The 26,164-nt window shown below is 70.4% G+C and carries 28 protein-coding genes and 1 pseudogene; 14 read left to right on the forward strand and 15 right to left on the reverse strand.

What is annotated here, in order from left to right; translation table 11 throughout:
* Positions 1-38: 38 nt before the first annotated feature.
* The gene (locus ACTMTF_RS34185; protein ID WP_397011240.1) at positions 39-545 is read right to left on the reverse strand and encodes an HAD domain-containing protein; all 507 of its coding nucleotides are present in this window, start codon (positions 543-545) and stop codon (positions 39-41) included.
* Positions 542-1,462, reverse strand: coding sequence for an AraC family transcriptional regulator (locus ACTMTF_RS34190; RefSeq protein WP_441114379.1), 921 nt, complete (start codon positions 1,460-1,462; stop codon positions 542-544). Before ACTMTF_RS34190 ends, ACTMTF_RS34185 begins: the two co-directional genes overlap by 4 nt.
* A 76-nt stretch (positions 1,463-1,538) precedes the next feature.
* Between ACTMTF_RS34190 and ACTMTF_RS34195 the strand changes: the two genes are divergently transcribed.
* Both ACTMTF_RS34195 and ACTMTF_RS34200 read left to right on the forward strand, forming a co-directional pair.
* Positions 1,539-2,354, forward strand: coding sequence for an NmrA family NAD(P)-binding protein (locus ACTMTF_RS34195; protein WP_441114380.1), 816 nt, complete (start codon positions 1,539-1,541; stop codon positions 2,352-2,354).
* Positions 2,355-2,514: 160 nt separating this feature from the next.
* Entirely contained in the window at positions 2,515-3,345 is an 831-nt protein-coding gene (locus ACTMTF_RS34200) for an undecaprenyl-diphosphate phosphatase (RefSeq protein ID WP_441114381.1), read from the forward strand.
* 39 nt (positions 3,346-3,384) lie between these two features.
* On the opposite strand, the pseudogene ACTMTF_RS34205 reads toward ACTMTF_RS34200, so the two are convergent.
* Positions 3,385-4,461 (reverse strand): annotated as a pseudogene (locus ACTMTF_RS34205) (MFS transporter); the annotation flags it as partial.
* Between the two features lie 84 nt (positions 4,462-4,545).
* Here ACTMTF_RS34205 and ACTMTF_RS34210 point away from each other — a divergent pair.
* The 3 genes from ACTMTF_RS34210 (at position 4,546) to ACTMTF_RS34220 (ending at position 8,198) form a co-directional block, all read left to right on the forward strand.
* On the forward strand, positions 4,546-4,863 hold the full coding sequence (locus ACTMTF_RS34210) for an ArsR/SmtB family transcription factor (protein ID WP_441114382.1): 318 nt from the start codon (positions 4,546-4,548) through the stop codon (positions 4,861-4,863).
* Complete coding sequence (locus tag ACTMTF_RS34215) at positions 4,850-7,402, forward strand: ATP-dependent RNA helicase (protein ID WP_441114383.1); 2,553 nt, start codon at positions 4,850-4,852, stop codon at positions 7,400-7,402. The genes ACTMTF_RS34210 and ACTMTF_RS34215 overlap by 14 nt, the downstream gene beginning before the upstream one ends.
* A gap of 70 nt (positions 7,403-7,472) precedes the next feature.
* Positions 7,473-8,198, forward strand: a complete 726-nt coding sequence (locus ACTMTF_RS34220; protein ID WP_441114384.1) for a hypothetical protein — start codon at positions 7,473-7,475, stop codon at positions 8,196-8,198.
* A 127-nt stretch (positions 8,199-8,325) separates the two neighbouring features.
* On the opposite strand, the gene ACTMTF_RS34225 is transcribed toward ACTMTF_RS34220, so the two are convergent.
* From ACTMTF_RS34225 to ACTMTF_RS34235, 3 genes are read right to left on the reverse strand one after another with little or no spacing between them, the layout of a single operon-like run.
* Positions 8,326-8,976, reverse strand: a complete 651-nt coding sequence (locus tag ACTMTF_RS34225; protein ID WP_441114385.1) for a GPP34 family phosphoprotein — start codon at positions 8,974-8,976, stop codon at positions 8,326-8,328.
* Positions 8,951-9,220 (reverse strand): hypothetical protein, encoded by a 270-nt coding sequence (locus ACTMTF_RS34230; protein WP_441114386.1) that lies wholly within the window; start codon positions 9,218-9,220, stop codon positions 8,951-8,953. The genes ACTMTF_RS34225 and ACTMTF_RS34230 overlap by 26 nt, the downstream gene beginning before the upstream one ends.
* A 5-nt stretch (positions 9,221-9,225) precedes the next feature.
* Positions 9,226-10,176: an SPFH domain-containing protein gene (locus tag ACTMTF_RS34235; protein WP_441114387.1), complete on the reverse strand. Its 951-nt coding sequence runs from the start codon at positions 10,174-10,176 to the stop codon at positions 9,226-9,228.
* A 319-nt stretch (positions 10,177-10,495) separates the two neighbouring features.
* Between ACTMTF_RS34235 and ACTMTF_RS34240 the strand changes: the two genes are divergently transcribed.
* On the forward strand, positions 10,496-11,938 hold the full coding sequence (locus ACTMTF_RS34240; protein WP_441114388.1) for an amidase: 1,443 nt from the start codon (positions 10,496-10,498) through the stop codon (positions 11,936-11,938).
* A 28-nt stretch (positions 11,939-11,966) separates the two neighbouring features.
* Here ACTMTF_RS34240 and ACTMTF_RS34245 read toward each other — a convergent pair whose 3' ends face one another.
* The 6 genes from ACTMTF_RS34245 to ACTMTF_RS34270 form a co-directional block, all read right to left on the reverse strand.
* Positions 11,967-12,815 (reverse strand): aldehyde dehydrogenase family protein, encoded by an 849-nt coding sequence (locus ACTMTF_RS34245; protein ID WP_441114389.1) that lies wholly within the window; start codon positions 12,813-12,815, stop codon positions 11,967-11,969.
* Positions 12,808-12,996 (reverse strand): hypothetical protein, encoded by a 189-nt coding sequence (locus ACTMTF_RS34250; RefSeq protein WP_397011263.1) that lies wholly within the window; start codon positions 12,994-12,996, stop codon positions 12,808-12,810. Before ACTMTF_RS34250 ends, ACTMTF_RS34245 begins: the two co-directional genes overlap by 8 nt.
* Positions 12,986-14,410 (reverse strand): aldehyde dehydrogenase family protein, encoded by a 1,425-nt coding sequence (locus ACTMTF_RS34255; RefSeq protein WP_441114462.1) that lies wholly within the window; start codon positions 14,408-14,410, stop codon positions 12,986-12,988. Before ACTMTF_RS34255 ends, ACTMTF_RS34250 begins: the two co-directional genes overlap by 11 nt.
* Before the next feature lie 665 nt (positions 14,411-15,075).
* On the reverse strand, positions 15,076-16,002 hold the full coding sequence (locus ACTMTF_RS34260) for a hypothetical protein (RefSeq protein WP_441114390.1): 927 nt from the start codon (positions 16,000-16,002) through the stop codon (positions 15,076-15,078).
* A 6-nt stretch (positions 16,003-16,008) separates the two neighbouring features.
* A complete protein-coding gene (locus ACTMTF_RS34265) occupies positions 16,009-16,467 on the reverse strand; it encodes a hypothetical protein (protein WP_441114391.1) in 459 nt (152 codons plus the stop codon).
* A gap of 132 nt (positions 16,468-16,599) precedes the next feature.
* Positions 16,600-17,028, reverse strand: coding sequence for a hypothetical protein (locus ACTMTF_RS34270; protein ID WP_441114392.1), 429 nt, complete (start codon positions 17,026-17,028; stop codon positions 16,600-16,602).
* A 248-nt stretch (positions 17,029-17,276) separates the two neighbouring features.
* Between ACTMTF_RS34270 and ACTMTF_RS34275 the strand changes: the two genes are divergently transcribed.
* Positions 17,277-17,846 (forward strand): SMI1/KNR4 family protein, encoded by a 570-nt coding sequence (locus tag ACTMTF_RS34275; RefSeq protein ID WP_441114393.1) that lies wholly within the window; start codon positions 17,277-17,279, stop codon positions 17,844-17,846.
* Between the two features lie 230 nt (positions 17,847-18,076).
* Entirely contained in the window at positions 18,077-18,625 is a 549-nt protein-coding gene (locus ACTMTF_RS34280; RefSeq protein ID WP_441114394.1) for a hypothetical protein, read from the forward strand.
* 440 nt (positions 18,626-19,065) lie between these two features.
* On the opposite strand, the gene ACTMTF_RS34285 is transcribed toward ACTMTF_RS34280, so the two are convergent.
* Entirely contained in the window at positions 19,066-19,713 is a 648-nt protein-coding gene (locus tag ACTMTF_RS34285) for a TetR/AcrR family transcriptional regulator (RefSeq protein ID WP_441114395.1), read from the reverse strand.
* Positions 19,714-19,829: 116 nt separating this feature from the next.
* Here ACTMTF_RS34285 and ACTMTF_RS34290 point away from each other — a divergent pair, with 116 nt between their 5' ends.
* Entirely contained in the window at positions 19,830-21,023 is a 1,194-nt protein-coding gene (locus ACTMTF_RS34290; protein ID WP_441114396.1) for a cytochrome P450, read from the forward strand.
* Positions 21,024-21,025: 2 nt separating this feature from the next.
* On the opposite strand, the gene ACTMTF_RS34295 is transcribed toward ACTMTF_RS34290, so the two are convergent.
* Positions 21,026-21,727 carry an SDR family NAD(P)-dependent oxidoreductase gene (locus ACTMTF_RS34295; protein ID WP_441114397.1) on the reverse strand — a complete coding sequence of 234 codons (702 nt, stop codon included), beginning with the start codon at positions 21,725-21,727 and terminating at the stop codon, positions 21,026-21,028.
* A gap of 103 nt (positions 21,728-21,830) precedes the next feature.
* Between ACTMTF_RS34295 and ACTMTF_RS34300 the strand changes: the two genes are divergently transcribed.
* A complete protein-coding gene (locus ACTMTF_RS34300) occupies positions 21,831-22,706 on the forward strand; it encodes a helix-turn-helix domain-containing protein (protein WP_441114398.1) in 876 nt (291 codons plus the stop codon).
* A gap of 40 nt (positions 22,707-22,746) precedes the next feature.
* Here ACTMTF_RS34300 and ACTMTF_RS34305 read toward each other — a convergent pair whose 3' ends face one another.
* Positions 22,747-23,703 carry a metallophosphoesterase gene (locus ACTMTF_RS34305; protein WP_441114399.1) on the reverse strand — a complete coding sequence of 319 codons (957 nt, stop codon included), beginning with the start codon at positions 23,701-23,703 and terminating at the stop codon, positions 22,747-22,749.
* A gap of 605 nt (positions 23,704-24,308) precedes the next feature.
* On the opposite strand from ACTMTF_RS34305, the gene ACTMTF_RS34310 reads away from it, so the two are divergent.
* From ACTMTF_RS34310 to ACTMTF_RS34325, 4 genes are all read left to right on the forward strand, one after another.
* Positions 24,309-24,482, forward strand: coding sequence for a CsbD family protein (locus tag ACTMTF_RS34310; protein WP_441114400.1), 174 nt, complete (start codon positions 24,309-24,311; stop codon positions 24,480-24,482).
* A gap of 97 nt (positions 24,483-24,579) precedes the next feature.
* Positions 24,580-24,777 (forward strand): hypothetical protein, encoded by a 198-nt coding sequence (locus ACTMTF_RS34315; protein WP_441114401.1) that lies wholly within the window; start codon positions 24,580-24,582, stop codon positions 24,775-24,777.
* A 73-nt stretch (positions 24,778-24,850) separates the two neighbouring features.
* Positions 24,851-25,810 carry a LysR family transcriptional regulator gene (locus ACTMTF_RS34320; RefSeq protein ID WP_441114402.1) on the forward strand — a complete coding sequence of 320 codons (960 nt, stop codon included), beginning with the start codon at positions 24,851-24,853 and terminating at the stop codon, positions 25,808-25,810.
* Between the two features lie 62 nt (positions 25,811-25,872).
* On the forward strand, positions 25,873-26,157 hold the full coding sequence (locus ACTMTF_RS34325; protein WP_441114403.1) for a GlsB/YeaQ/YmgE family stress response membrane protein: 285 nt from the start codon (positions 25,873-25,875) through the stop codon (positions 26,155-26,157).
* Positions 26,158-26,164 lie beyond the last annotated feature (7 nt).

Genomic DNA, 26,164 nt, shown 5'->3' on the forward strand with positions numbered 1-26,164 from the left:
CTCCCTGTCCAACGGACGACCCTCTAGCACCTATCCCGCTAGGACCCCTGAGAAAACCCTGTGAGGGTCAGCCATTCCCGCGCCCGAGCCAGATGTTCGCTGGTCAGCCCGCGTGCGGCCGGCACGTGAACGAGCAGGAAGTCATCCAGACCCTGATAGGCCCTGAGATACGCGTCGTCCTCCTGGTAGACCTGGTCGTCGAACCAGACGAAGGGCCTGCGCCCGACGTACTCCGCCACGTAGCGGGTCTTGAACATCTCGCCGTGCTCGCTGTCCCGGTCCCGCCCCAGGGCGACCACCGGCAGGGCCGGCAGGCCGAGGCGGGGGGCGATCCACTCGTTGGCGTGCTCCTCCCAGGTGGTCGCCCAGGCGAGCTCGGCCCCGGTGCGCAGGGCCAGCTCCATCAGCCTGGGCCCGTGCCGGGGGTTGAGGTGCACGGTGTAGTCGTAGCCGTCGACCGTGCATCGGTAGCGCCTGAAGTCCGGGGTGACCCGGCCGGTAGGGTTGAGGACCCCGTCGACGTCCAGCAGCACCAGGGGTTTCACCGCACCGCTCCGACCCGGTGGTGGTGCGGGCTCACGCCGCGCACGCGCTTGAAGGCGGCGCTCAGCGCGAACGGGCTGCCATAGCCGACCTTCCTGGCGACCGAGCCTATCGTCTCGTCCGGCTCGCGCAGCAGGTCGGCCGCCAGGGCCAGCCGCCAGTCCGTCAGGAAGGCCATCGGCGGCTCCCCCACCAGCTCGGTGAACCGCCTGGCCAGCGAGGCACGCGAGACCCCTACATGGGCGGCCAGCGCGGCGACGGTCCACGGGTGGGCCGGGTTGTTGTGCATGAGCCGCATGGCCTTGCCCACGACGGGGTCGCTGCGCGCCCGATACCAGGCGGGCGCCTCGTGGGTGGCGAACCATGAGCGCAGCGTCGAGATGAGCAGCAGGTCGAGCAGCCGGTCCAGCACCGCCTCCTGCCCCGGCTCGTCCTTGACCACCTCGGCGCCGAGCAGCACGGCAGGTGTCCCGCCGGGCTGCACCAGCACCGGCGGCAGAGCCTCCAGCAGCCGCTTGCTGATCTCGCCTTCCATCTGGTAGACGCCGGTGATCAGCATGGTGCCGCCATCGGGGGCGTTGCCCCAGGTGCGCACCCCCAGGCTCATCTCCTGATAGAGGGACCGCCCGTCCAGGGTGGTGCAGTTCTGGCCGGGGTGGACGATCACCTGCGGCTCGGTTCCGGGGTCATCCGCGATCTTGTACGGCTCCGGCCCGCGAACGATGGCCACCTCGCCCGGTCGCAGGGACACCTCCTCCCCGTTCTGCCGGATGATCCAGGCCGAGCCGCGCACCAGGGTCAGCACGGTGAGCGGGGCCTCGTCCTGGATGCGCAGCGACCAGGGCGGATCGAGGAGGATGCGCAGGAGGAACGCCCCACGGGCTCTCGGGCCGTCCAGCAACGCCGCCAAGTGGTCCATAGCTTTAGACGATCGCATATGCCATTGCGCTTCTCAACCATGGAGAGTCTCAGGACATTGGCCGCTTAATAGGGGCATGACAATTTTGGTAGTGGGCTCGACCGGCAAGACCGGCCGCCGCATCGCAGACAAGCTGACCGCTCTCGGCCTGCCCGTCCGGGCCGGCTCCCGCTCCGGCACGCCGCCCTTCGACTGGAAGGACCAGGCCACCTGGGCGGCCGCGCTCCGCGACGTACAGTCCGTTTACATCTCCTACTATTCCGACATCGCCGTCCCCGGCGCGGTCGACGACATCCGGGCCTTCACCGAGCAGGCCGTGGCGGCGGGCGTACGCCGGCTGGTCCTGCTCTCCGGCAGGAACGAGGCACAGGCGCAGGCCGCCGAGCGCGTCGTGCAGGAGTCCGGCGTCGAGTGGACGATCGTCACCTGCTCCTGGTTCATGCAGAACTTCACCGAGGGCTACCTGCTCGACCCGGTCCGGGAGGGGGTCATCGCGCTGCCGGCTCGTGATGTGGCCGAGCCGTTCGTCGACGTGGACGACATCGCCGACGTGGCGGTGGCCGCGCTCACCGAGGACGGCCACACCGGCAAGGTCTACGAGCTCACCGGCCCGAGGCTGCTGACGTTCGCCGAGGTGGCGACCGAGCTGTCCAAGGTGACCGGAAGGGACATCGTCTACGTTCCGCTCAGCCTCGAGGAGTACGCCGCCGGGGCGGCCGAGGTCGGGCTGCCCAAGGAGGTCATCGACATGCTGACCATGCTGTTCGCCGAGACGCTCGACGGCCGCAACTCCTACCTGGCCGACGGCGTCCAGCAGGCCCTGGGCCGGCCGGCGCGGGACTTCTCCGACTACGCCCGCGCGAACGCCGCGGCGTGGGCGCAGTCCCGGTGAACCAGGGCTCCCGAGGCACGCTCATAAGATGAATTTTCGTGATCCGAAGGATGAATTTCCCCTGACCTCCCCAGCGGTGGCTCGAAGGCGGGCAACCAGGAGGCCCCGCTTCCGCTAGCCTCACCTCGTTCACTCCGGTGGTTCCTGGGAAGGTGCGCACGTGATCGGCTGGATGGAAGCGGTGGTGCTGGGGCTGCTGCAGGGTCTCACGGAGTTCCTGCCGATCTCCTCAAGTGCCCACATCCGCGTGGTCTCGGCGTTCCTCGGCTGGGACGACCCCGGGGCCGCCTTCACCGCCGTCATCCAGCTCGGCACCGAGACGGCCGTCCTGATCTACTTCAGGAGAGAGATCTGGGAGATCATCTCCACCTGGACCCGCTCCCTGTACACCCCGGCCCTGCGCTCCCTGCACGCCGCGCGCATGGGCTGGTACGTCATCGTCGGCAGCATCCCCATCGGCGTGCTCGGTCTGCTGCTGAAGGACCAGATCGAGTCCCCCTTCCGGGACCTGCGCCTGGTGGGGACCACGCTGATCGTCTTCGGGATCATCCTGTGGTTCGCCGACCACACCGCGCGCAACAAGCTCACGCTGGTCAAGCACCTGAGCCTGCCGCACGCCCTGGTGTACGGCTTCGCCCAGTCACTCGCCCTCATCCCGGGCGTCTCCCGCTCGGGCGGCACCATCACCGCCGGCCTGCTGCTCGACTACCGGCGCGAGGACGCGGCCAAGTACTCCTTCCTGCTGGCCATCCCGGCCGTGCTGGCCTCGGGGTTCCTGGAGATCACCGAGATCGGCGAGGGAACGGCGCCCGCCTGGGGGCCGACGATCCTCGCCACGGTGATCTCGTTCATCGTCGGTTACGCGGCGGTGGCCTGGTTCCTGCGCTACATCAGCAGCCACCGCTTCACCGGCTTCGTCATCTACCGGATCATTCTGGGCGTGTTCGTCATCCTGGCCGTGACCCTCGGCTGGATCCCCGCCCAGGCGTGACGCCTCCGGCCGGTAGGTGACCAGGGTGAACAGCACCGCCACCAGGCCGAAGCCGGTGGCGAGCACGATCACCCCCGCCCGTCCCCACCCGTCGAAGGCCAGCCCGCCGGTGATGCCCGCAACCACGAGCCCCGCGTACTGGAAGGAGGACAGCAGCCCGAGCCCGATCGGCACGTTGTCCGGCAGGACGGCGACGGTCCTGTACTGCTGCGCGGGCCCGATCAGCCAGCCCAGCCCGCCCCAGAGGAACGCCCACACCAGGGCCACGGGCAGCGCGAGGTTGGCCAGCGGGATGAGCGCCACGAACACGGTGGACGCGGCCAGCCCGGCGAAGACCATCCGGCGCGGCCCGTAGGCGTCGGTGAGGCGCCCGCCGAGCTGGTTGCCGACGATGGCGCCCACTCCCCACGCCCACAGCACGGCCGGTAGCGGAAGGTCGATCAGCGAGCCGATGTAGACGTAGGCGGTGAACCCGGAGGCGAACATGAGCAACTGGGTCACCAGCACCGCGAGCAGCCGCCGGTCCCCCAGGGGCGCGAACCTCTCGGCCGGCCGGCCCGAGACCGCGATCCTGACGTCGGGAACCACGGCCAGGACCCCGATGAACCCGACCACGCCCAACCCGACGACCAGCCACATCGCGGACCGCCAGCCCGTCACGCCGCCCAGCCAGGTGCCGAGCGGCACGCCGATCGCGGACGACACGCTCACCCCGCCCAGGACCAGCGCCAGCGCCCGCCCGCGACGCTCCGGCTCGGCCAGGGCCGTGGCCACGCCCGAGGCGGTGGGCGTGAACATCGCCGCGCCCGCCGCGGCGACCACCCGGGCGGCCAGGACGAGCGGGTAGGTCGGCGCGAGGGCCGTCAGCGCGTTGCCGAGCATGAAGACGCCCAGCGCGACGAGCAGCAGCCGCCTGCGTGACAGCCTGGCGGTCACGGCGGCGAGCAGGGGCGACAGCAAGGCGTAGGCCAGCGCGAAGACGGTCATCAGCTGGCCGGCGGCGGCCGTGGAGACGTCCAGTTCGCGGGAGATGGGGGCCAGCAGTCCTGCGGTCACGAACATGCCGGTGCCGACGGCGAAGTTCCCCACAGCCAGCGGATAGAGCCGGCGATTCACGATTCCTCCGGTTTTGTTGGATGCACATCAAACTGACGGATTGTTTGATGCTTGTCAAACAATGAATCCGGGTATCGTTCGGGCATGCGCCCGCTCTTCCATCCGACCGTCGAGGACATCCAGCTCACGGAGGTCCTGCGGGCCCTGTCCGACCCCGTACGCCTGGAGATCGTCATCCGCCTGGCCGTCAGCGGCGAGTTGACGTGCGGCGACGCGGGCGACGAGCTCGGCGTCCACAAGTCCACCGCCTCCCACCACTACCGCATCCTGCGCGAGGCGGGCATCTTGCGCACCAAGCAGGAGGGCCGGCTCAAGTTCCTGAGCCTGCGCCGCGACGACCTCGACGCCCGCTTCCCTGGCCTGCTCGACTCCGTGCTCTCGGCGACGCATGCCGCCGCCTGACCCGCCACCCTCTGACGCGCCTGCCGCGTCGCCCGACGCGCTGCCGATCCGCCACGTCCTGCCCGAGCTGTTGGACGTCCTGAAGCGGGCGGGCAGCGCCGTGCTGACGGCACCGCCCGGCACCGGCAAGACCACGGTCGTCCCGCTCGCGCTGGCCGCGACCGGCCTGCGCGTCCTGGTCGCCGAGCCGAGACGCCTGGCCGTGCGCGCCGCCGCCAGGCGCATGGGCGTCAGCTTCTCCATCCGCGGCGAGCGCCACGTCGGCGCGAACCCGATGGTCGAGGTCGTCACCACCGGCGTGCTCCTGCAGCGGCTCCAGCGGGACCAGGAGCTGCCTGGGGTGGACGTGGTCATGCTCGACGAGTGCCACGAACGCCACCTGGACGCCGACACGGCGCTCGCCTTCCTCCTGGACGTCCGCGACACCCTCCGCCCCGACCTGCGCCTCATCGCCACCTCAGCCACCGCCGACGCCGCCCCCTGGGCCCGCCTCCTCGGCCGTAACGCCCAGAACGCCCGTGACCCCCGTGACGCCCAGGACGCCCAGGACGCCCAGGACGCCCAGGACGCCCAGGACGCCCAGGACGCCCAGGACGCCCAGGACGCGCCGATCGTCCGGGCCACCGGGACCACCCACCCCGTCGAGATCGTGTGGGCCCCGCCGCCGCGCCCTGTCGCCCCGCCGCACGGGCTGCGCGTCGACCCCGCGCTGCTGTCGCACGTCGCGCAGGTGGTACGGCGCGCGCTGGCCGAGCGGGACGGCGACGTGCTCTGCTTCCTGCCGGGCGTGGGCGAGATCTCCAGGGTGGCCGCCATGCTCGCCGACATCCAGGGACCCCAGCGCGTCCAGCAGGTCGAGGTGCTTCAGGTGCACGGCCAGGCACCGGCCCGCGTCCAGGACGCCGTGCTGGCGCCGGGGACGACCCGCCGCGTGGTGCTGGCCACCTCGGTGGCCGAGTCGAGCCTGACCGTCCCCGGCGTGCGCGTGGTGGTCGACGCGGGCCTGGCCAGGGAGCCGCGCACCGACCACGCGCGCGGCCTCGGCTCCCTGACCACCGTCAGAGTCTCCAAGTCCTCCGCCGACCAGCGCGCCGGACGGGCCGGCCGCGAGGCTCCCGGCTCCGTCTACCGCTGCTGGACGGCCGCCGAGCATGATCGCCTGGCCGCCCATCCACGCCCGGAGATCGCGCTGGCCGACCTGACGGCCTTCGCCCTCCAGACGGCCTGCTGGGGCTCCCCGGACGCCGCCGGCCTCGCCCTGCTCGACCCGCCGCCGCCCGCCGCCATGTCCGCCGCGCTCAGGACCCTGCAGACGCTGGGCGCGGTCGAGTCGGGCCGGGTGACCCCGCGAGGGCGCCGGATGGCCGTGGCGGGCGTCGAGCCGCGCCTGGCCCGAGCGCTGGTCGACCTCGGGCCGCGTGCCGCCGAGGTGATCGCCCTGCTGTCGGAGCAGCTCCCCCGCGAGACGGGCGACGACCTGGTGGAGGTCTGGCGCACGGCCCGCCGGGGCGACGACGCCTTCACCGCCCGCTGGCGCAGGGAGGCCAGACGGCTGACGCGCGCCGCGGACGGCCCGCGTACGAACACGAGCCTGAGTGACGACGAGCTGGCCGGGCTCGCGGTCGCGCTCGCCTTCCCCGAGCGGGTGGCCCGCCGCCGGGGCGGCGGCTACCTGATGGCCTCCGGCACCGAGGCACAGCTCAGGGAGGGCTCGAAGCTCGCCACCGCGCAGTGGCTGGCCGTCGCGGTCGCCGACAGGCCCACGGGCTCGGCCTCCGCGCGCATCCGCCAGGCGGTGGCCATCGACGAGCACATCGCCAGGCAGGCCCACCCGGTGACGACCGAGGAGGAGGTCGCCTGGAAGGTGCCGCCCGGCGGGCGGCGCGGGGACGTGGCCGCGCGGGTGGTCGAGCGGCTCGGCGCCATCGAGCTGTCCTCCGCGCCGCTGCCCGGCGCCGACGTGCGAGAGGCCCTGCTGTACGGCCTGCGTACGGAGAACGTGCTGACCTGGACCAAACAGGCTCAGGCCGTACGGGATCGGCTGGCGTTCTGTCATCGGGCCCTCGGGGCGCCGTGGCCCGACATGGACCGGCTCATCGACCTGGCCGACCAGTGGCTGGAGCCGGAGCTGTCCAGGGCCCGGCGGCGGGCCGACCTGGAGCGCGTCGACGTGGCGGCGGCGCTGCACCGGCTGGTGCCGTGGAGCGAGCGACTGGACGCGGTGGCGCCGGAGCGGGTCGAGGTGCCGACCGGGTCGCGGGTGCGCCTGGACTACTCGGGCGAGCAGCCGGTGCTCGCGGTGAAGCTGCAGGAGCTGTTCGGCTGGGAGGACACGCCGCGCATCGCGGGCGTCCCGCTGCTGATCCACCTGCTGTCCCCGGCCGGGCGGCCGGTCGCGGTGACCGCGGACCTGGCGTCGTTCTGGCGGGACGGCTACCGTGCCGTCCGCGCGGAGCTGCGGGGCCGCTACCCCCGGCACCCCTGGCCCGAGGACCCGCTCACGGCGGTTCCGACGCGCCGGGTGAAGCGGAGAACATGACGCCGCGGACGGCCCGAGCAACACCGACCCTGATACCGCGGACGGCCCTGAACAACACCGAACGGAAGGCATGATGCTTCAGGCGGCCCTGAACAACGCCGAGTGGTGCGACGCCATGTGCCGCGCCCACGGCCGCCCCGGCGTGTTCGCCCCCCGTGCCTGGACGAACCCGGTCCGGACCCCGCTGTTCTACCCGGACGCCGTCACCCTGTCCCCCGACGCCACCTTCGACGACGTCCTGCCCGGTATCGACACGGGCCCCGGCGCGTCGATCAAGGACAGCTTCGCCACCCTGGACCTGCGGCCGGCAGGCTTCGAGGCGCTGATCGAGGCCACCTGGATCCACCACCCGGCCCCGGCGTCGACCCAGGCGTCGGCGTCGCGGCAGGCCGCAGGCGGCATCACCTGGCACCTCGTGGCCGAGGCGGACGGGCTGCGCGCGTGGGAGCTCGCCTGCTTCGACGGCGAGCCCCAGGGCCTGTTCACCGCGCCGCTGCTCACCGAGCCGGGCATCGCCATCCTGGCCGGCGTCCAGAGCGGCGACACGGGCGGCGACATGGGCGGCATCGTCTGCGGCTTCGTGCTCAACGCCACGCGTGCCGACCACACCGTCGGCGTCTCGAACGTCTTCGCCCGGCCGGGCCACCTGGACGCCGCCTGGGCGGGCACGATCGCGCAGGCCGCGGCCCTCTTCCCCGGCCGTTCGCTGGTCGGCTACGAGTCCGACCCGGCCCCGGCCGCCCAGCACGGCTTCACCCCGGCGGGCCCGCTGCGCATCTGGCTGAAGTCCCGCTGACGGCCGCACGCGGTCAACGCGGGGGCCAGGGCCCGCTCGATGGCGCGGGTCCCGGCCAGTGCTTCGAATGGCGTGGTCAAGCGATCTCCTCCGAGAGCCGCGGTGGGAGCCGCCGTGACTCGCCGTGTCAGCCGCCTGCGCTCGCCGCCGTGGCCGCCTCGACGCTCTTGCGCAATGCGGTCGCGATCGGCTCGATGGGCGCGGACAGCTGCTGGATCCGGTCCCGGAGCAGACGCCTCTCCCGCCAGGATGGAACCACCGTCTTGAGCCGGGCCGCCGTGGCCAGCGCCGCCAGGACGCGGACGTCCTCATCCAGGTGCCCGACCGGCTGGCCGCCGCGGATGGCCCGGCCGACGCGCTCGGCCAGCCTGCGCGACAGGTACGCCTTGCGCGGCGTGATCCGCTCTACCGGGAACAGCAGGATCCGGCGCCGCTCCACGCTGATCAGCCGGGCGCCCGCCAGCTCGTCGCGTACCACGCGGACCGCCTTGCCGTGGTCCTTCTGCACCCACCGCCGCCACGAGCGGGGCGGCGAGCTCGAGATCTGCTCCCAGACCACGGCCGGCAGGGATCCCGGCTCGGCGGCCGGGGCGGTGCGAGCTCGCGCCTTGCCCGACTCGTCCGCCAGGTTGCCCGCCAGCAGCAGCTCGGCGAGGGCGGCCGCGCGCAGCAGATAGCCCAGCATGTCCCGCTGGGTCAGCTTTTCCTTCCGCGGGTCGAAGGCCAGTAGGAAGGTCGATCGGGTCAGTGACTCACCCTGCTTCACTTGCGTCTCCATCCGCCCGCTCCTGTTCTTCTTCCTGGTCTGTGTCGTCCCCTGTGCCGTCCTCCGGTGCCTTCTTCGGCCGTCCGCGTGGGCGCATCCGCCCCACCCCATCTGGCAGGCGCCCGGCCTCGGAAAGGGCCCTGCGCAGCAGGAACTCGATCTGAGAGTTCGTGCTGCGCAGCTCGTCGGCCGCCCACCTGGCCAGCGCGTCATGCACCACCGGGTCAAGGCGCAGCAGGATCTTCTTCCGCTCCACAGTGACTAGTGGTAGAGCGTGCCCGTGTTGACCACGGGCTGGGTGTCGCGGTCACCGACCAGCACCACGAGCAGGTTGCTCACCATGGCCGCCTTGCGCTCCTCGTCCAGCTCGACCACGTCGTGCTCGGCGAGCCGGGCCAGGGCCATCTCCACCATGCCGACCGCTCCCTCGACGATCCGCTGCCGGGCCGCCACCACCGCGCCCGCCTGCTGGCGGCGCAGCATGGCGTGGGCGATCTCGGGCGCGTACGCCAGGTGGATGATACGGGACTCGATGACCTTCACCCCGGCGGACGACACCCTGGCCGCGATCTCCGTGGACAGCCGCTCGTTGATCTCGTCGGCGTTGTCCCGCAGGGACAGTCTCGGGTCGCCGTGCGCGTCGTACGGATAGCTGCCCGCGATGTGCCGCACGGCCGTTTCCGCCTGGATGGCCACGAACTCCACGAAGTCGTCCACCTCGAAGACCGCCTGCGCGGTGTCCTCCACCTGCCAGACCACCACGGTCGCGATCTGGATCGGGTTGCCGTCCGCGTCGTTGACCTTCGTCACGCCCGTCTCGTGGTTGCGGATCCGCGTGGACACCCGCCGGCGCACCGTGATCGGGTTGACCCATTGGAAGCCGGGGGTGCGCAGGGTGCCGATGTACCGGCCGAGCAGCTGCACCACCCTGGCCTCGCCCGGCGCCACCGCGGTGAGGCCGAAGCACATGAAGAACCCGAGCAGGATCATCAGGATGCTCACGATGACCACCCACATGCCGCCCTGCCCGGCCCCCGAGGCGAGCATGACGATTCCCATGACGAGCAGCGCGATCCCGCCCAGGACCAGCGCCGTCGCCACCCCCAGCATCACGAACCCGTTGGCCGCCCGTACTGGGTGCTCGCTCGTACGCGGTGCGGGCATGTCCACGACGGCGGCCTCAAGTGCGGCCCCGCCCGATGTGTTCGCCATCGTCCGTCCCTTCTATGTGAATTCATCCTGCTATCAACGTGATATCACTTTTTCAGCGACCGTGGAAGGCTGATTCTCAGGGGGAATCGATGGGAATGCCGCACTTCTCCCACATCGTCGGTTGCACCATCACCTCGGACAGTCCGTAACCCCGGCCGGCAACAGAGGTGATCAGAACTCGTGAACCACTCAGAAGAACAGCCCCCATGGTCTCCAACCTCCTGGTCGTGCTCTGCGGCGACCGCGCGACCGGTGGGCAGGGAGCAGAAGGCAGGCAAGGAGCCTCGCAACGAGGAGTAGAAACCTGCACACTCTAGGCATGTTGTGGGCAGGCAGGTCCGCCATGGAGATCGCGGCGGCCGTACGGCAGGGTGAGGTCACGGCCCCGGCGATCGTCGAGGAGCACCTGCGCGTGATCGCCGAGCGCGACTCACGCGTGGGCGCGTTCCGCCTGGTGCGGCGGGAGGCGCTGGAGGAGGCGCGAGCCGTGCAGCGCCGCCGTGACCTGGCGGACCTGCCGCTGGCCGGGGTGCCCGTCGCCGTCAAGGACAACGTGGAGGTCGCCGGGGAGGCCACCCGGCTCGGCTCCGCCGTCACGGGCGACGCCCCCGCCGCCGAGGATCACGTCGCGGTCGCCCGGCTGCGGGCGGCGGGCGCGGTGGTGATCGGGCTGACCAACCTGCCCGAGCTCGGCCTGGTGGCCTTCGGCGACAGCGCGTACGGCACCGTACGCAATCCCTGGGACAGAAGCCGCACGGCGGGCGGCTCTTCGTCGGGCAGCGCGGCGGCGGTGGCGGCGGGGATGGTGCCGATCGCGCTCGGCAACGACGGGATGGGCTCGCTCCGGATCCCGGCGGCGTGTTGCGGCGTTCTGGCGCTCAAGCCGGGCACCGGCCTTGTCCCGCCCCCGTCGGACGCCTGGCAGGGCCTGTCGGAGAACGGCCCGATCGCCACTGCCGCCGCGGACCTGTCGCTGATGCTGTCCGTGCTGGCCGCGGACCCGTCGCTGGCGGAGGCGTGGCGTGGCGGCTGCCGGTTGGAGCCCCGGCGGCCGATGCTCCGCTCGGTCTGGGCGGACGACGACGAGGTCTGGCAGCAGCCGCCGCCGCAGGACAGCCCCGAGCCGTTCGACCTGCGCATCGCCTACGCCCCGCAGCCCCTTCCCGCGGGCCTGCCGATGGACAAGGAGTTCCAGGCGGCGGTACGCGGGGCGGCCGAGACGCTGCGCGTCGCCGGGCACACCATCGTCGAGCGTGACGCCCGCCTGCCCACCTGGCTCGGCCCCGCCACGATCGCCACCTGGCTCTCGCGTGCCCACGACACGGCCACCGGTCTGGACCGGCGGCGCCTGGAACGCCGTAGCCGCGCGCTGGCCCGCGCCGGGCGGGTGCTCACCCGGCTCGGCCTGGACGGCAGGCGGGGCCGGGACCGCTGGAGCGGCTACGGCGCCGACCAGTGGTTCGGTGACGCCGACGTGCTCATCACCCCGGTGCTGGCGGCGATCCCGCCCAAGGCCGAGGGCTGGGGCGGGCGCGGCCTGCTCCGCACGGTGCTGGGCAACGTCCGCTACGCCCCCGTGACGGGCCCGTGGAACATGTGCGGCTGGCCCGCCATGACGGTCCCGATCGCCACCCACTCCAGCGGCCTGCCCATCGGCGTGCAGCTCATCGCCCCGCCGGGCGGCGAGCCCCACCTGCTCGGGCTGGCCGCCCAGCTGCAGGCGGCCCACCCGCCGATCCGGCCACCGGGCTTCTCCCTCTGAGGATCTCTTCGAGGGCTCCTTCGAGGGCTCAGACGCCCAGGGGGTGCCAGACGGTCTTGGTCTCCAGGAAGCGGGTCATCCGCCTCAGCCCGGGATCGGCCGCCCAGTCCTCCGCCATGACGTGGGGCAGCACCCGCTTGAGGTTGACGGCCGCCTCCTGCTCGCAGCGCAGCGCCAGGTCGGCGTCCGCCACTCCCGTCAGGTCCAGGCCGTTGACGTCCATGTGGGCCGCCAGCCAGGGAGCCAGCTCCGCCTGGTGACCGGTGAGGATGTTGACGACACCGCCCGGCAGGTCGGACGTGGCCAGCACCTCGGCCAGCGTGATCGACGGCAGCGGGATCCGCTCCGAGGCCACCACCACGCACGTGTTGCCCGTGACGATCACCGGCGCGACCACCGAGATCAGTCCCAGCAGCGGATCGGCGGGCGCCACGACGGCGACCACCCCGGTCGGCTCCGGCGAGGACAGGTTGAAGTACGGGCCCGCGACGGGATTGGCGGTGCCGTGCACGGATGCGATCTTGTCCGACCAGCCCGCGTACCAGACGAGCCGGTCGATCGTCGCGTCCACCGCCTCCAGCGCAGCCTTCTTCCCCGTGCCGAGCTCCTCGGCGAACTGCCCGCGGCGGCCCTCCAGCATCTCGGCGACGCGGTAGAGGATCTGGCCGCGGTTGTAGGCGGTGGCGCCCGACCAGCCGGGGAAGGCCTTGCGCGCGGCCGTCACCGCGTCCCTGGCGTCCTTGCGCGAGGCTCTGGACGCGTTGGCGAGGAAGTCGCCCTTGGGCGAGGTCACGGTGTAGGACCTCCCACTCTCAGAGCGCGGGAACTTCCCGCCGATGAACAGCTTGTAGGTCTTGCGAACGGACAACCTACTCATCGCCGCGCCCCCTCCACATGATCTCCTGAGTCGTCTGGACCGGCACGAACACCTGGCCGCACCGGCTCACGCCGCAGCGGTGGGCGTACCAGCCGGTGCGCACGGGGCGTCCGGCGCGGGCGAAGGCGTGGCCGCGGGTGGCCTGGGCGCGCGTCCCGCGACGGCGGTGGTCACACGTCAAGGTACGCCTCCAGGCCGAGCAGGCCGCCTTCGCGTCCGTACCCGGACTCCTTGTAGCCGCCGAAGGGGGATGCCGGGTCGAACCGGTTGAAGGTGTTGGCCCAGATCACTCCGGCCCTGAGCTGGTCGGCCATCCACAGGATGCGCGACCCCTTCTCGGTCCAGATGCCCGCGGACAGGCCGTACGGCGTGTTGTTGGCCTTCTCGACGGCCTCGGCCGGGGTGCGGAAGGTCAGGACCGACAGCACCGGCCCGAAGATCTCCTCTCGGGCGATGCGGTGCGACTGGGCCACGCCGGTGAAGATCGTGGGCGGGAACCAGTAGCCCGTGCCGGGCAGCTCGCAGGCCGGCGACCAGCGCTCGGCCCCCTCCGACTCCCCGAGGTCCGACAGCTGCCGGATCTTGGCGAGCTGCTCGGCGGAGTTGATGGCGCCGATGTCGGTGTTCTTGTCGAGCGGGTCGCCCAGCCGCAGCGTTCCCAGCCTGCGCTTGAGCGCCGACAGCAGCTCGTCCTGGATCGACTCCTGGACCAGCAGCCGCGAGCCCGCGCAGCAGACGTGGCCCTGGTTGAAGAAGATGCCGTTGACGATGCCCTCGACGGCCTGGTCCAGGGCGGCGTCCTCGAACACGATGTTCGCGGCCTTGCCGCCCAGCTCCAGCGTGAGCTTCTTGCCGGTGCCGGCGACGGTGCGCGCGATGACCCGGCCGACCTCGGTCGAGCCGGTGAAGGCCACCTTGTTCACGTCGGGGTGGGCGACCACGGCGGCGCCGGTCTCACCCGCGCCGGTGACGATGTTGACGACCCCGGGCGGCAGCTCGGCCTGCCGGCAGATCTCCGCGAACAGCAGCGCGGTCAGCGGGGTGGTCTCGGCGGGCTTGAGCACCACCGTGTTGCCGCAGGCGAGCGCCGGCGCGATCTTCCACGCCAGCATGAGCAGCGGGAAGTTCCACGGGATGACCTGCCCGGCGACGCCGAGCGGCCGAGGATCGGCGCCGAACCCGGCGTAGCCCAGCTTGTCGGCCCAGCCCGCGTAGTAGAAGAAGTGCGCCGCGACCAGCGGCACGTCCACGTCGCGCGACTCACGGATCGGCTTGCCGTTGTCGAGCGACTCCAGCACGGCCAGCTCCCTGGCCCGCTCCTGGATGATCCGGGCGATGCGGAACAGGTACTTGGCCCGCTCCGCGCCCGGCAGCCCGCTCCAGCCGTCGAAGGCCTTGCGAGCGGCTTGTACGGCGCGGTCGACGTCGTCGGAGGAGGCGGTGGCCACCTCCGCGAGCGTCTCCTCGGTCGCCGGGTTGACGGTCTTGAAGGACGGCCCTGAGCCGTCCACGAACTCTCCGTTGATGAACAACCCGTAGGACGGCTTGAGATCGACGATGTCGCGCGACTCTGGCGCGGGTGCGTACTCGAACATCGCCATCAGCCCAGAGTGAAGTATTGGGACATCACGCCTGCCAGCGTAGACGGTCCTCCCGTGTGCTCAGCGGGCCCGGCACAGAACGCGCCACAATCGCCACCAGGACCGCGCGTCCACCGGCCCGAGGCGCTACTGATGTCACCGTACAGACAGCCCCGTACAGGCCGTCGATGAGTTCATCGGCCGTGTGCGTGGGGCAGATTCTGTGGGCTGCCGGGCGAAGGGGCCGTGCTCGCCGGCAGCAGAGCGGGCAGGGGTATTGGCGCTCTTCCTCCAGAATCGTCCAATGCTCGACGAGCTCGTCGATGTGCATCGAGGGTCGTGTCATGCCCGCCCAGCATCAACGCCCCAGGTCTGGGGTCGAGAAACGCGGGGACAGCCACTGGCGGTGAGACCGATCACGAAACAGATGGCCATCGCGGCCTGCGGAAACACTCAAGATCACGGTAGCTGGCTGGACTGTCCCCGCCAGATTCGGGCCGAGAGCCGACTCGACACTGTTGGGTCGTGCACCGCCCTTGATGGACTGGCCGCCCCCCTGGCGGGCCCGGGCGGCGGCCGATGAGATCACGCTGCACAGCGATGAGGCTTGTGGGCCGGCCGAACTGGCCCGGCACGTTCGCACAGGCGTACACGCCGGCTGACACGCGGATGAGTGAGCTTTATGCAGCCCAGGTGACCTCGCCGTCGGCGTTCACCGTCACCAGGCGGCCCGTCTCAGTGAAGCTGGCCGCGACGACGTCCTCGCGCCGCTCGCGGACCTCCCCCTTGACGTCGAGCAATTCCAGCTCACCCTCGTGGACCAGGCCGACCGCCGTACCGGACGGATCGGCGATCACACCGGCCCGAGCGGCGACATCGCGCGACCACGTCTGCCGCCCGCTCGGGTCGATGCCGCGAACCTCGGTGTGATGGGTTCCGCGCTGGTCAACGTAGCGGGACACCACCGCGCCCCCTCGCGTACCGGCCACGCATTCCCCGGGCTGGTCGAGATTGACCTGAAGGGGAACGACGGTCCCGTCCTTGAGTATCCCTCCGCGCTCGCCGGTCAGGACCGCCCAGTCTCCGGCGACGCAGCCACCCCAGAACCCCCCAGCGGGCACGCGCTTCCCTGTAGCCCGCCATCCGTGAGCGTCGCGCTGGAAGCGCAGGATCTCGCCGCCGGGCAGCGTGGGGTCGGCGTAGAGCAGCAGAGCCGTCGTCCGGTCGGGGCTCTCCCGCCAGAGGACGTTCTCCACGCCGGCGATCTGATGGCTCTCCTTCTTGCCGTCCGAACGCTGGATCTGGAGTGTGCCTCCCTCGGCGACGACCGTGTCCGTATCGCCCCGCCGGCTCAGCACCTTCCGGGTAGCGGTGGAGAAGGCCGCTTCAGGGCACCGGGCCGCGCAGACGGCAGCCTGCTTGTCCGTCCACACGTGCCGCCCGTCCGAGGCGTATCCGAGGTGCGATTCGGTCTGCGGGTCGTACACGATCGCCCCTGTCGAGGAGACGGCGACGAACACCGGCGGAGTTTCCTGCTCACCGCCGGTGGAACACGACGTGACCGCCACCAGCGCCAGCAGGGACGCGACAAGTGCGCGGTGGTTCATCGGCCGCTAGATCCGCTTGGTCTGGAAGCTGCACGTGGGGTCGAGGCCCGGAAGGTCCCAGCGCACCCAGAATTTCACGTAGACCTTGTCCTTCGACGAGGCGGGGATGCTGACGGTCACGCTCTTCGTGCCCACCTTGGCGCTGTCGGTGCTCCAACCGTTCCACCACGTGTCGGGTGCGTTGTTCTTGTCCGAATAGACATCGATGGCCACGTCGGACTTCGATCCAGCGCGACTACCGCCATCGCCGATCGTGTACGTGAACTTGGTGAAGACGTCACGCCCTACGCCGTTGTAGTAGTAGCGTGCCGAGCCGCTGAAACCCTTGGGGTCCGACGAGCAACTACCGCTGAGAGTCTTGTCAGCCGACGCAGAGGCGGAAGCGCCGCCGGCGCCGACGATCGACAACGTCAGTCCCGCGGTCCCGACGATCGCCGCATGCCGAAGTATGGTGCTCAGTCGCATGATGCCCTTTCCGTTGCCTTACTTGCATCCGTCGAAAGGATCGTAGGGATCAGCGGTATATCGGCGGTATGCCGGCCGTAGATGATCATGTCTGCACAGATTTCGGGAAGAAGACTCGGGCGCGCATCAAGGTCATGCCCCAGGAGGCGGCCGCCGCGACCGCGCCGACCCGCAAAAAGAGCCGTCCCGGAAACGGTCGATTTCAAGAGAAGATCGCCAACGTGCGTCACCGGACAGCCGTAGGGCGCGCTGCAGCTCCCGTGCGGCCGCGTCGGCGACGTCGATCTGGCGGACCTGATCGGCGAGCCGGGCCCGCCTCTCCTGCAGCGCCTTCTCCGCGGGGCCGCCCCCGTCGCGGGCGTATCGGCGGGCCTGCTGTTCAGCGGCTTGGCGAGCGGCGGCCGCCGAACTGGCGCGCTCGGTGAGCGGCCGCGTCCGGGCGGCCAGCTGGCTGTCGGTGAGCATGCCCATTCCGAGCGGGAGCTGGCTCAGGGCCAGCGGGGCGCTGGCGCGTTCTACGGCGGCCCGCGCCTCCCGCTCGGCGTCCTGCAGCCACGCCACCCGACCACCCCGCCGCCCTCTGACCTTTGGGTTTGAGCCTCTTGTGTTGCGGCCGGCGATACGTGGGTTCTTCTCCCGATCTTCCCTTAAAGGTGATGAGGAGATGGTTTGGCATGCCTTGCACGCCCGTCCCGGCGAGCACCGATTGGACCCGCTACCCCAGAACGGCAACAGGCCCCGCGCTCGCGTACGCAGTGGGCGAGGATCTTCACCAGGCCAGTGGCGCTTTTCCGGACCGAGATACGATCTTGAAGCTGAAGCCGGTGCTGCTGAGCCGTAGGCTGCGTGCCATGGGGCGATTCGATGAGGTCATGGCGACGTTCTGGGGTGACGGTGATTACGGTGTCCAGCAGCCCCTGACGGACGAGATGGTGCGAGAAGCCGAGCATGTGCTCGGTGTGACGTTGCCCTCGGCCCTTCTGGACCTTCTGCGGGTTCAGAACGGCGGCATCGTTGCCGCTGATCACGATGCGTTCCCGACCAGTCAGCCGACCTCGTGGAGCGAAGACCACGTTCCCTTCGACAATCTGATGGGCATCGGGCGACGCGACGGGATGACCTCGTTGCTCGACACCCCGTACTTGGTCGCGGAGTGGGGTATGCCAGCACCACTTGTGCTGCTCTCCGGCGATGGGCACTGCTGGATTGGGCTCGACTACCGCGCCTGTGGGCGGGATGGAGAGCCTTCGGTTACATGGTTCGAGACCGACCTCGACGCGGAGCTCGTCCTGGCTGGTGACTTCCGCTCGTTCGTCGAAGGCCTCACTGCGGGCAGCACGTATGGTGACGGCTCTGCTGACGACCCCGTACCAGCTTGATGACAGCGGCGCCTTCCGGACTAAGAAAATGATCTTGCCCTCATGTTGTATCGACAGCCGCTGGGATGATGGCGTGGGCGGAAATATCTGATTGTCCGGGGACTCACGGATCGCGACCATCCTGGGATGAGTGATCAGAAACTGTCCGACGGCACCATCGCCCTGTCCCCTTTGCGTCTCGATGAGGCGGGAACGCACCTGGCCGGGGAAGACGAGCAGGTTCGAGGCTGATGGATCAGCTTGAGCAGACTGTCGGGCTGGTCCGGGACGTCGTGGGGCCGGAGCTCGTGGGGACATACCTTCATGGGTCTTCGGTGCTCGGTGGCCTATGCCCGGCCAGTGACCTGGACGTCCTCGCTGTGACACAGGCGAGTCTGGAAGAGGGGCAGCGGCGATCTCTACTCAAGGGCCTGCTGGAGATCTCCGGCCTGACCCCCGAAGTCCGGCCGGTGGAACTCACTGTCGGCGTCCAGTCGGAGGTCCGCCCTTGGCGGTTCCCTCCGATCGGAGACTTCCTCTACGGCGAATGGCTGCGCGAAGACTTCCTGGCCGGCGGAACTCCGCAGCCCGTACCGATGCCCGACCTGGCCCTTGTGCTCACGATGGTCCTTGCCGGTGACCGTCCCCTGACAGGACCGCGACCTGCGGAGGTTCTCGCCCCCGTGCCGCACGCCGACCTCATGCGGGCGAGCATCGCGGGTGTCCCCGAGCTCCTGGCCGAGCTGGACGGGGACACCCGAAACGTCCTGCATGCCGAGGTCGACCGGTTCCGCGCCTGAGCCGCTGGCTCCTGCCCATCACCGGCGAGCTGAAGCTCGGCGGCTCCTACCAGTTCGAAGGCAACGCCGGCGGCGAGATCCTGCACTGCGAGCCGCCCCGCCTGCTGAAGGTCGACGGGCGAAGGGCGGATCGAGGGAGAGGCCTTCCACCTGACCGAGGAGGGCAGGCGCTTCGTCTCGGCCAGCGCCCAGATGTGGGGCCGGGCCTACGAGGCCGCAGGCGGCTCACCGGACCAGGTCTCCGCCACCGTGGCGGCCACCGCCACCGTCCATACCCCCAAGAGGAACAGTCATGACCTAGAAGACCATGACGGAGACGTCTCGCTCTTCGACGACGCCAAGATGGTGAACGTCGAGCGTTTCGCGGCTGGAGAGCCTGGCCCGGAGGGCAAGATCGTCTCGCTTCTTCCAAGCACCCCGTCTCCTCGTGGAAGCACGGGTCATATCGCGGTGGCGTTCTGGGAATCCCCGGGCGGGCCGAGCGCGGCGACGCCGTACACGGCGATCTCAGTGGCGCGCCGACCGGCCTCTACCACCTGGTCGGCGGGGTAGCCCTGCTCGTGGGCGGCGATGCCGGCCGCGGCGATGGCCCCGAAGAAGCTGCCCACCAGGGCGGCGGCGGAGATCACGTCGAGCCGGTCGGGGAAGGCCCGCAGCAGCGCCCCGGCCAGTCGCGGTTGCGCCTCGGCGGTCAGGCGCATGGCGCGTGCCCGCAGGGCCGGTTCGGTGAGCATCAGCCGGGTGCGCACCGGCGAGAGTGCGACGTCCAGGTCGTCGTCGTCGACGAACGCCTGCACGTCGGCCTCGTACAGCCGGATCAGCAGGTCCTCGAGCGATTCGCCGGGAAGCGGGTGGTCAACCACCTCCAGGATCCGCTCGCCCCGAGCCTCGGCCTGCATGAACAGCACGTCCTCCTTGGTGCCGAAATAGCTGAAGAAGGTCCGGGCGGACACGTCGGCCGCCGCCGCGATCTCGTCCACGGTGGTCTGCTCGTAGCCCTTCTCGTCGAACAGCCGCACTGCGGCCGCCACCAGTGCCCGGCGCGTGCGCAGCTTCTTGCGCTCACGAAGACCCAGCTCAGAAGTCATGGTTCAGCTTAACACGCAGAAGCTGAACTTCTTCATAGGTTGCAATGTTTCAGACTCTGAGGTTTTCTTGAGATGGTCGCGGGACGCCGTCCCGCACTTTCCGCCCGGAGGGCGCCATGACCCTTCCCAGCCTGCCGACCGACCGCGCGACTCCTTTCGACCCGCCCACCGGGCTGCTCGCGGTCCGCGACCAGGCGCCGGTACATCCCATGACGTACGCCGACGGCCGGCTCGGCTGGCTGGTCACCGGCTACGCCGAGGCCCGCACCGTGCTGGACGATCCGCGCTTCAGCAACCGGCTGGACGCCGGCGGCAGCCCGCCGTTGAAGGAGCTGCTCGCCGTCATGCCCAGGGAGCCCGTACCGGCGCCGCCCGGGTACTTCATCGTGATGGACGACCCCGAGCACGGCCGCTTCCGCAGACTCCTGACCGGCCAGTTCAGCACCCGGCGGATGCGCGCGCTGGAGCCGCGGGTCGCCGAGATCGTCGAGGCGCAACTGGATGACATGGAGCGCGCCGGGCCACCGGCCGATCTCGTCGCGGCCTTCGCGCGGCCGGTGCCCTCCCAGGTCATCTGCGAACTCCTGGGCGTACCGGCCGCCGACCGCGGGCCGTTCCTGGCGGCCGCCGACACCATGCTGGATCTCGGCCGCCCGCCCGAGGACCGGGCGCGGGCCTCCGCGCAGGCCATGGGCTACCTGGCTGAGCTGGTGGTGCGCAAGCGGGCCGAACCGACCGACGACGTGCTCGGCGGTCTGGTGGCCGGGGGCGAGCTGTCCGACGAGGACCTGAGCGGCGTGGCCGCGCTGCTGCTGACCGCCGGGCACGACACCACCGCCAACATGCTCGGCCTGGGCACTTTCCTGCTGCTGCGGAATCCGGCACATGCCGACGCGCTGCGTCAGGACCCGGCCCTGGCCGACAGTGCCGTGGAGGAGTTGTTGCGGTATCTCTCCATCATCCACATCGGGCCGATCCGCGTCGCCAAGGCCGACATCGAATTGGGCGGACACACTGTACGAGCGGGCGAGACGGTGACGGTCTCACTGCCGATCGCCAACCGCGACCCCAGCCGCTTCCCCGATCCCGACCGGCTGGACCTCACCCGCCAGGCCGAGAGCCACCTGGCCTTCGGGCACGGCATCCACCAGTGCCTCGGCCAGCAACTGGCCCGCATCGAGATGCGCGTCGCCTTCCCGGCACTGCTGCGCCGCCTGCCGGGGCTGAAACTGGCCGGGCCGCCCGAGCAGGTGCGGATGCGTACCAGAGCCACCGTCTACGGCGTCCACGAGCTACCCGTCACCTGGTGAGATCACCCGGACCAGGCGATCTCGCCGGTTCGGCTGACGAAGCGGCCGGAGCCGGCGCCGGGCTTCTCGGTGGCCAGGGCGACGATGGCGTCCGTGCCCTCGGTGACGGTCTGCGGGCCGCTGTTGCCGTTCAGGTCGGTCGCCGTGTAGCCGGGGTCGGCGGCGTTGACGCGGATGTCCGGCAGCCCCTTGGCGTACTGGGTGGTCAGCATCGTGAGCGCCGCCTTCGAGGCGGTGTAGAGGGGCGCGACCACCGCCGATTCGGGCCGCGACGGGTCGTGGGTGAGGGCGAGCGAGCCCATTCCGCTGCTGACGTTGACGATGACCGGGTCCGATGACCGGCGCAACAGGGGCAGGAACGCGGTGGTCGTCCGGACCACGCCGGCGAGGTTGACGTCGAAGACGCTGAGCGCGTCCGCGCCGGTCAGGGTGCTGGGGTCACCGTACGGGCCGTGGATGCCGGCGTTGTTGACCAGGACATCGACCGAGCCCTCGTGAGCGGCGACGTCCGCGGCCGCGGCGGCGACGGACGCGTCGTCGGTCACGTCGATCTGGACGAACCGCGCGCCGAGCGCGGCGGCGGCCACCTCGCCCCGCTCGGGGTCGCGGGCTCCGATGAGCACGGTGTGGCCGAGTTCGATGAGGCGGCGGGCGGTCTCGCGGCCGAGGCCCTTGTTCGCTCCGGTGATGAAGGTGACTGTCATAGGGCCATTGTCCGTTTCACCTGCGGTGTTCAGCCAGGGAAGCCGCGACGGTAGGAGCAGCGGTACCACCATCGACGACCGGGGATGGCGCAGGATGGAGGTCATGACGACTCCCGGGGCCGGACTGGGCGCGATGATCCGTACGTGGCGAGAGCGGTTGCCTCCGTCGGCCGCGGCGCTGCCGGTGGGCCCGGCACGCCGCGCGGTCGGGCTGCGCCGCGAGGAGCTCGCCGAGCTCGCCGGCGTGTCGGTCGACTACGTCGTGCGCCTGGAGCAGGGACGGGCCACGACGCCCTCGGCACAGGTCGTCGCGTCCCTCGCCCGCGCGCTGCAGCTGACTATCCCGGAACGGGACCATCTGTACCGGCTTGCCCGGCTCGTACCGCCGGCGGACGGCATGATCTCCGACCACATCCCGCCCGGGATGCACCGGGTGCTCACCAGGCTGGGAGACGTCGCGGTCGCCGTGTTCGCGGCGGACTGGCAGCTGGTCTGGTGGAACCGCGGCTGGGCCGCGCTGCTGGGCGACCCCTCGTCGGCGCCACCGCGGCTGCGCAACTTCGCTCGTGACAGGTTCGGTACGAACCCCGCCTGCCTCGCCCTCTGGCCTGTGATCGAACGGGACAGTGCTGCCGTCGACGCCGCCCTGGTGTCCGACCTGCGCCGTGCCACCGGCCGCTTCCCGCAGGACGCGCGCCTGGCAGAGCTGATCCACCACCTGCGCACGGGCAACCAGCGATTCGCCGACCTGTGGGCGAACGGTACGGTGGCCTTGCACCGCGAGGACCACAAGACGATCGAGCACCCCTCGGTGGGACCGGTCACCGTGGACTGCGACGTGCTGACCGACGGCGACTCCGAGCTCAAGATCGTAGTCATGACCACCGCGCCCAGCAGCGCGGACGAGACCAAGCTCCGGCTCGCCCTGATCGCCGGCCCCCCGTCGCCACCACAAGCCACCCATCGCCTCCAGCGCTAAGGGCCGGAGGCAGGGGTGTCGTGGTGGCCGGGCCGATCGACTATCCGGCGGTCACCGTCTGCGGCTCCCAGGAGAAGACCTGGGGCGCCTTCGGGTCGGCGGTGACCCGTAGCCACTGGGTCGCGGTGTCGCCGTAGGTCTCCAGGCGGGTCAGGTTGGGCACGCCCGCGTAGGACGGCTCCTCCTCGTAGACGTGCTCGTCACCGTGCACGAGCAGGACCGGCTTGCCGTAAGCGCGAGTCCGCTCGACGATGCGGGCGCGGATCTCGCTGAATCCGGGGGTCTCGACCGGCTCGGCCTGCATCATCAGCAGGACGCCGGGGGCCTGGGTGCGCTCGGCGGTGGCGAACGCGGCGTCGATCCAGGCGAGCGCGGCGGCCTTGCGCGCTTCGAACTCGGCCAGACGCACCTGCGGCCGGTCCCCGCCGGGCAGCTGGTCCCACGGCGCCAGGCCGTTGTCGCTGCCGACGGCGTGCACGGTGGCGAAGACGACCCGGCCGCGGGTGAAGCGCACGTTCTCGCGGTAGTCGCGGTGACCAGGGTCCTTGGCCTGGGTGCGCACCGCCATCTGGTGGCCACCGAGCGTGCGGCCTGCGGTCGGGAAGAACACCCGGCGGACCGCGTCGAGGCGCTCGGTCGGCAGGTAGCCACCCGCGGCGGTGCGGTGGCAGTCGGTCCACTCGTTGTCGCCGGGGGTCAGCACGAACGGGTCGTCGAAGGTGCCGAACAACTCGGCCAAGGTTGCGAAGCGGGCGTCGTCGCAGGTGGAGGAGCCGTTCTTGACGTCGCCCGCGTGCAGGACGAAGCGCACGTCCGGGTCGGCGTCGATGGCCTTGACCAGGCCGGGGAACACGACCTGCTGCGCGTCACCGTAGGGGGTGTCACCGAGCAGGGCGAAGGTGACGGCACCGGGCCGGGTGTCGGCGGCGGCGGGGGACAGCAGGCCCGCGGCCAGCGAGGCTGCGACGACGGCTGCTGCGAACAGGGGATTACGCATAGGAGAATCTCGACATGCTCCGGCTACCGGGCATGGACGCAGGGCCGACCACTCGGAGAAATCTTGCCGACGAGCATGGATGGCCGCCCGGGAGACCCCCGAGTCCATTCCGGAAGGCCGGTGTGGTGATCACCGATGGTGATGAGCCTGACTAGGATCGGTGGTTTCCGCTGGTGGGGCCGACCGGGTTGAGTGGAGGCGATCAGTCGGCGCGAGCGCCAGGCTGAACGGTCAGGCGCCACCGTGCGAGCATCTCGGCACATCTCCGGTGATCAGTCCTGGGTTGCCACGCTGCGCGGCATGCATCACTCTTGGCCTGACCTGGACACGCCTGCTGGTCTGCCGGACCTGCGGGTGGGTTGCCTGCTCCGACAGGCGCTGGTGCTACGTCGACGAACGAGCAGTGTGAGCGCCACGCTTATCGATTTGCGTGATAACCGGCCTGATCATTGCTGGTTTCCCCCGCGCGGGCTAGAGGGGAGACTGGAGCTCCAAGCCGCCTGAGCGCGGCGGATGCCCACCCGCACCTGGCATGGCTGATGGTGAGACCGATCGACAGGTCTCCCGGACGATGGCCGAAAGCAGTGCGGCGAAGGGAAATCACGATGAGCACGAGTAGCAAGATCAGGGCCAAGGCGCAGGTTCTCCTGGGCAGGGTCAAGCAGCGTCTCGGCCTGGCCACCGGTGACCAGCGCCTGCGGAGCGCGGGCAGGAACGACCAGGTGATGGGGAACCTGAAGCAGGCCGGTGAGAAGGCGAAGAACGCCTTCAGGCGCTGAGCTCCGCCTGCACGCCGGCGAACTCCGCGATGCGACGCGTCCCGCCTATCGCCTCCGGCACTCCCAGTGCAATTGATGTAGATGGAGGTAGAACCCGATGCGTATCGCGTCGATACTGCTCATCGTGTGGCTGATCGCCGGCGCCTTCGCAGCAGGCCAGCGCGGATACTACTCAGGACCGGTCGAGAACTGTAACCAGGCGGCCACCATCGCCGTGACGATCCTGGCAGGACCCCTCAACTATCTCGGCATGAACCCGAAAATCGCCTGCCAGACACCCCAGCCCAGTAAATAGCAGCATCAACTCCCCTACAGTGCAGGAAGACGGTTCGATTCCGACGCCGCCCGATCCGGAAGGGGTGGCGAGCATGGAGTTACGTCAACTGCGGTATTTCGTGACACTGGCCGAGGAGCTGCACTTCGGCCGGGCGGCAGCCCGTGAGCACATCGTGCAGTCCGCGCTGAGTCAGCAGGTGCAGCGGCTGGAACGGGAGCTTGGGGTGCGGCTGCTGGATCGCAGCACCCACCATGTCGACCTGACCCCGACGGGCGCTGTCTTCCTGGTCGAGGCGCGTCAGATCCTCGACCATGTGAGCCGGGCCAAGCAGGCCACCCGCAACGCCGCCGCCTCAACCCCGACCCTGCGCGCCGGCATCATCGACGCCGCCTACGACTCCATGCCGCAGATCCTGCGTGAACTCCAGGCCAAGCACCCGGACCTGACCATCCACCAGGTCGAGGCGGGCACCCCCGAGCAGTACCGCCAACTGGCCGACGGACGGCTGGACATCGGCATCGGACTCGCCTCCCGGACCCCGCCCGAGATCGCCTCCGAACTGATCAGGCTCGACCCGCTCGGCGTCCTGATCCCCGACGACCACCGCTTCGCCGCCGGCGACGGGATCCCGGTCGCCGCTCTGGCCGACGAGCTGCTGCTGCTCGGCGAGGAGAGCCAGACCCCGGAGCTCAACCAGTTCGTCATCGAGCTGTGCGGCGACGCCGGCTTCGCGCCCACGATCTACGAGGGAACCGTCGAAAGCACCCGGGCCGCCGGTGACCTCGTCCTGCAGAACCGCTGCGTGCACTGCATCCCGTCCTCCTCGGTCACCTCCATCCGGCCCGGCACCGTCTGGCGGCCCCTGATCGAGCCGGTCACCCACTTCCCCTGGTCACTGCTGTGGCGCGAGGCCGGCTCCTCGCCTCACCTCCGCACCGTCATCGACGGCGCCCGACAGCTCGCCCAGCGCCTTGACTGGCTGAACCCGAGCGGGCCAGCATCGTCGGCTGACGCTCCAACAGCCATCGGCCAGGGCGACGACACCCCCTGACTCACTGCGAACGGTCCCCAGGACCGAGCAGACAGCGATTCACCACCCCTAGGAGCTTCACCATGGGCATCATCGCCTGGATCGCCCTCGGCCTCATCGCCGGGGTGGTGGCCAGAATGCTGGTCCCCGGCAGAGATTCGCAAGGCCTGATCATCTCCTTCGTCCTCGGCATCGCCGGCGCGCTGCTCGGCGGCTTCGTGGCCACCGAGGTCTTCCACGTCAAGGGCATCCAGGGCTTCTTCAACCTGTCCACCTGGGTCTGCGCCATCCTCGGCGCGGCAGTCCTGCTGCTCGGCTACAACATGATCACCGGCCGCCGCTCAGGCCGACGGATCGGCCGCCGATGAACGCGCC

Origin of the sequence: Nonomuraea sp. ZG12 (assembly GCF_052068115.1) — a bacterium.
GTDB lineage: Bacteria > Actinomycetota > Actinomycetes > Streptosporangiales > Streptosporangiaceae > Nonomuraea.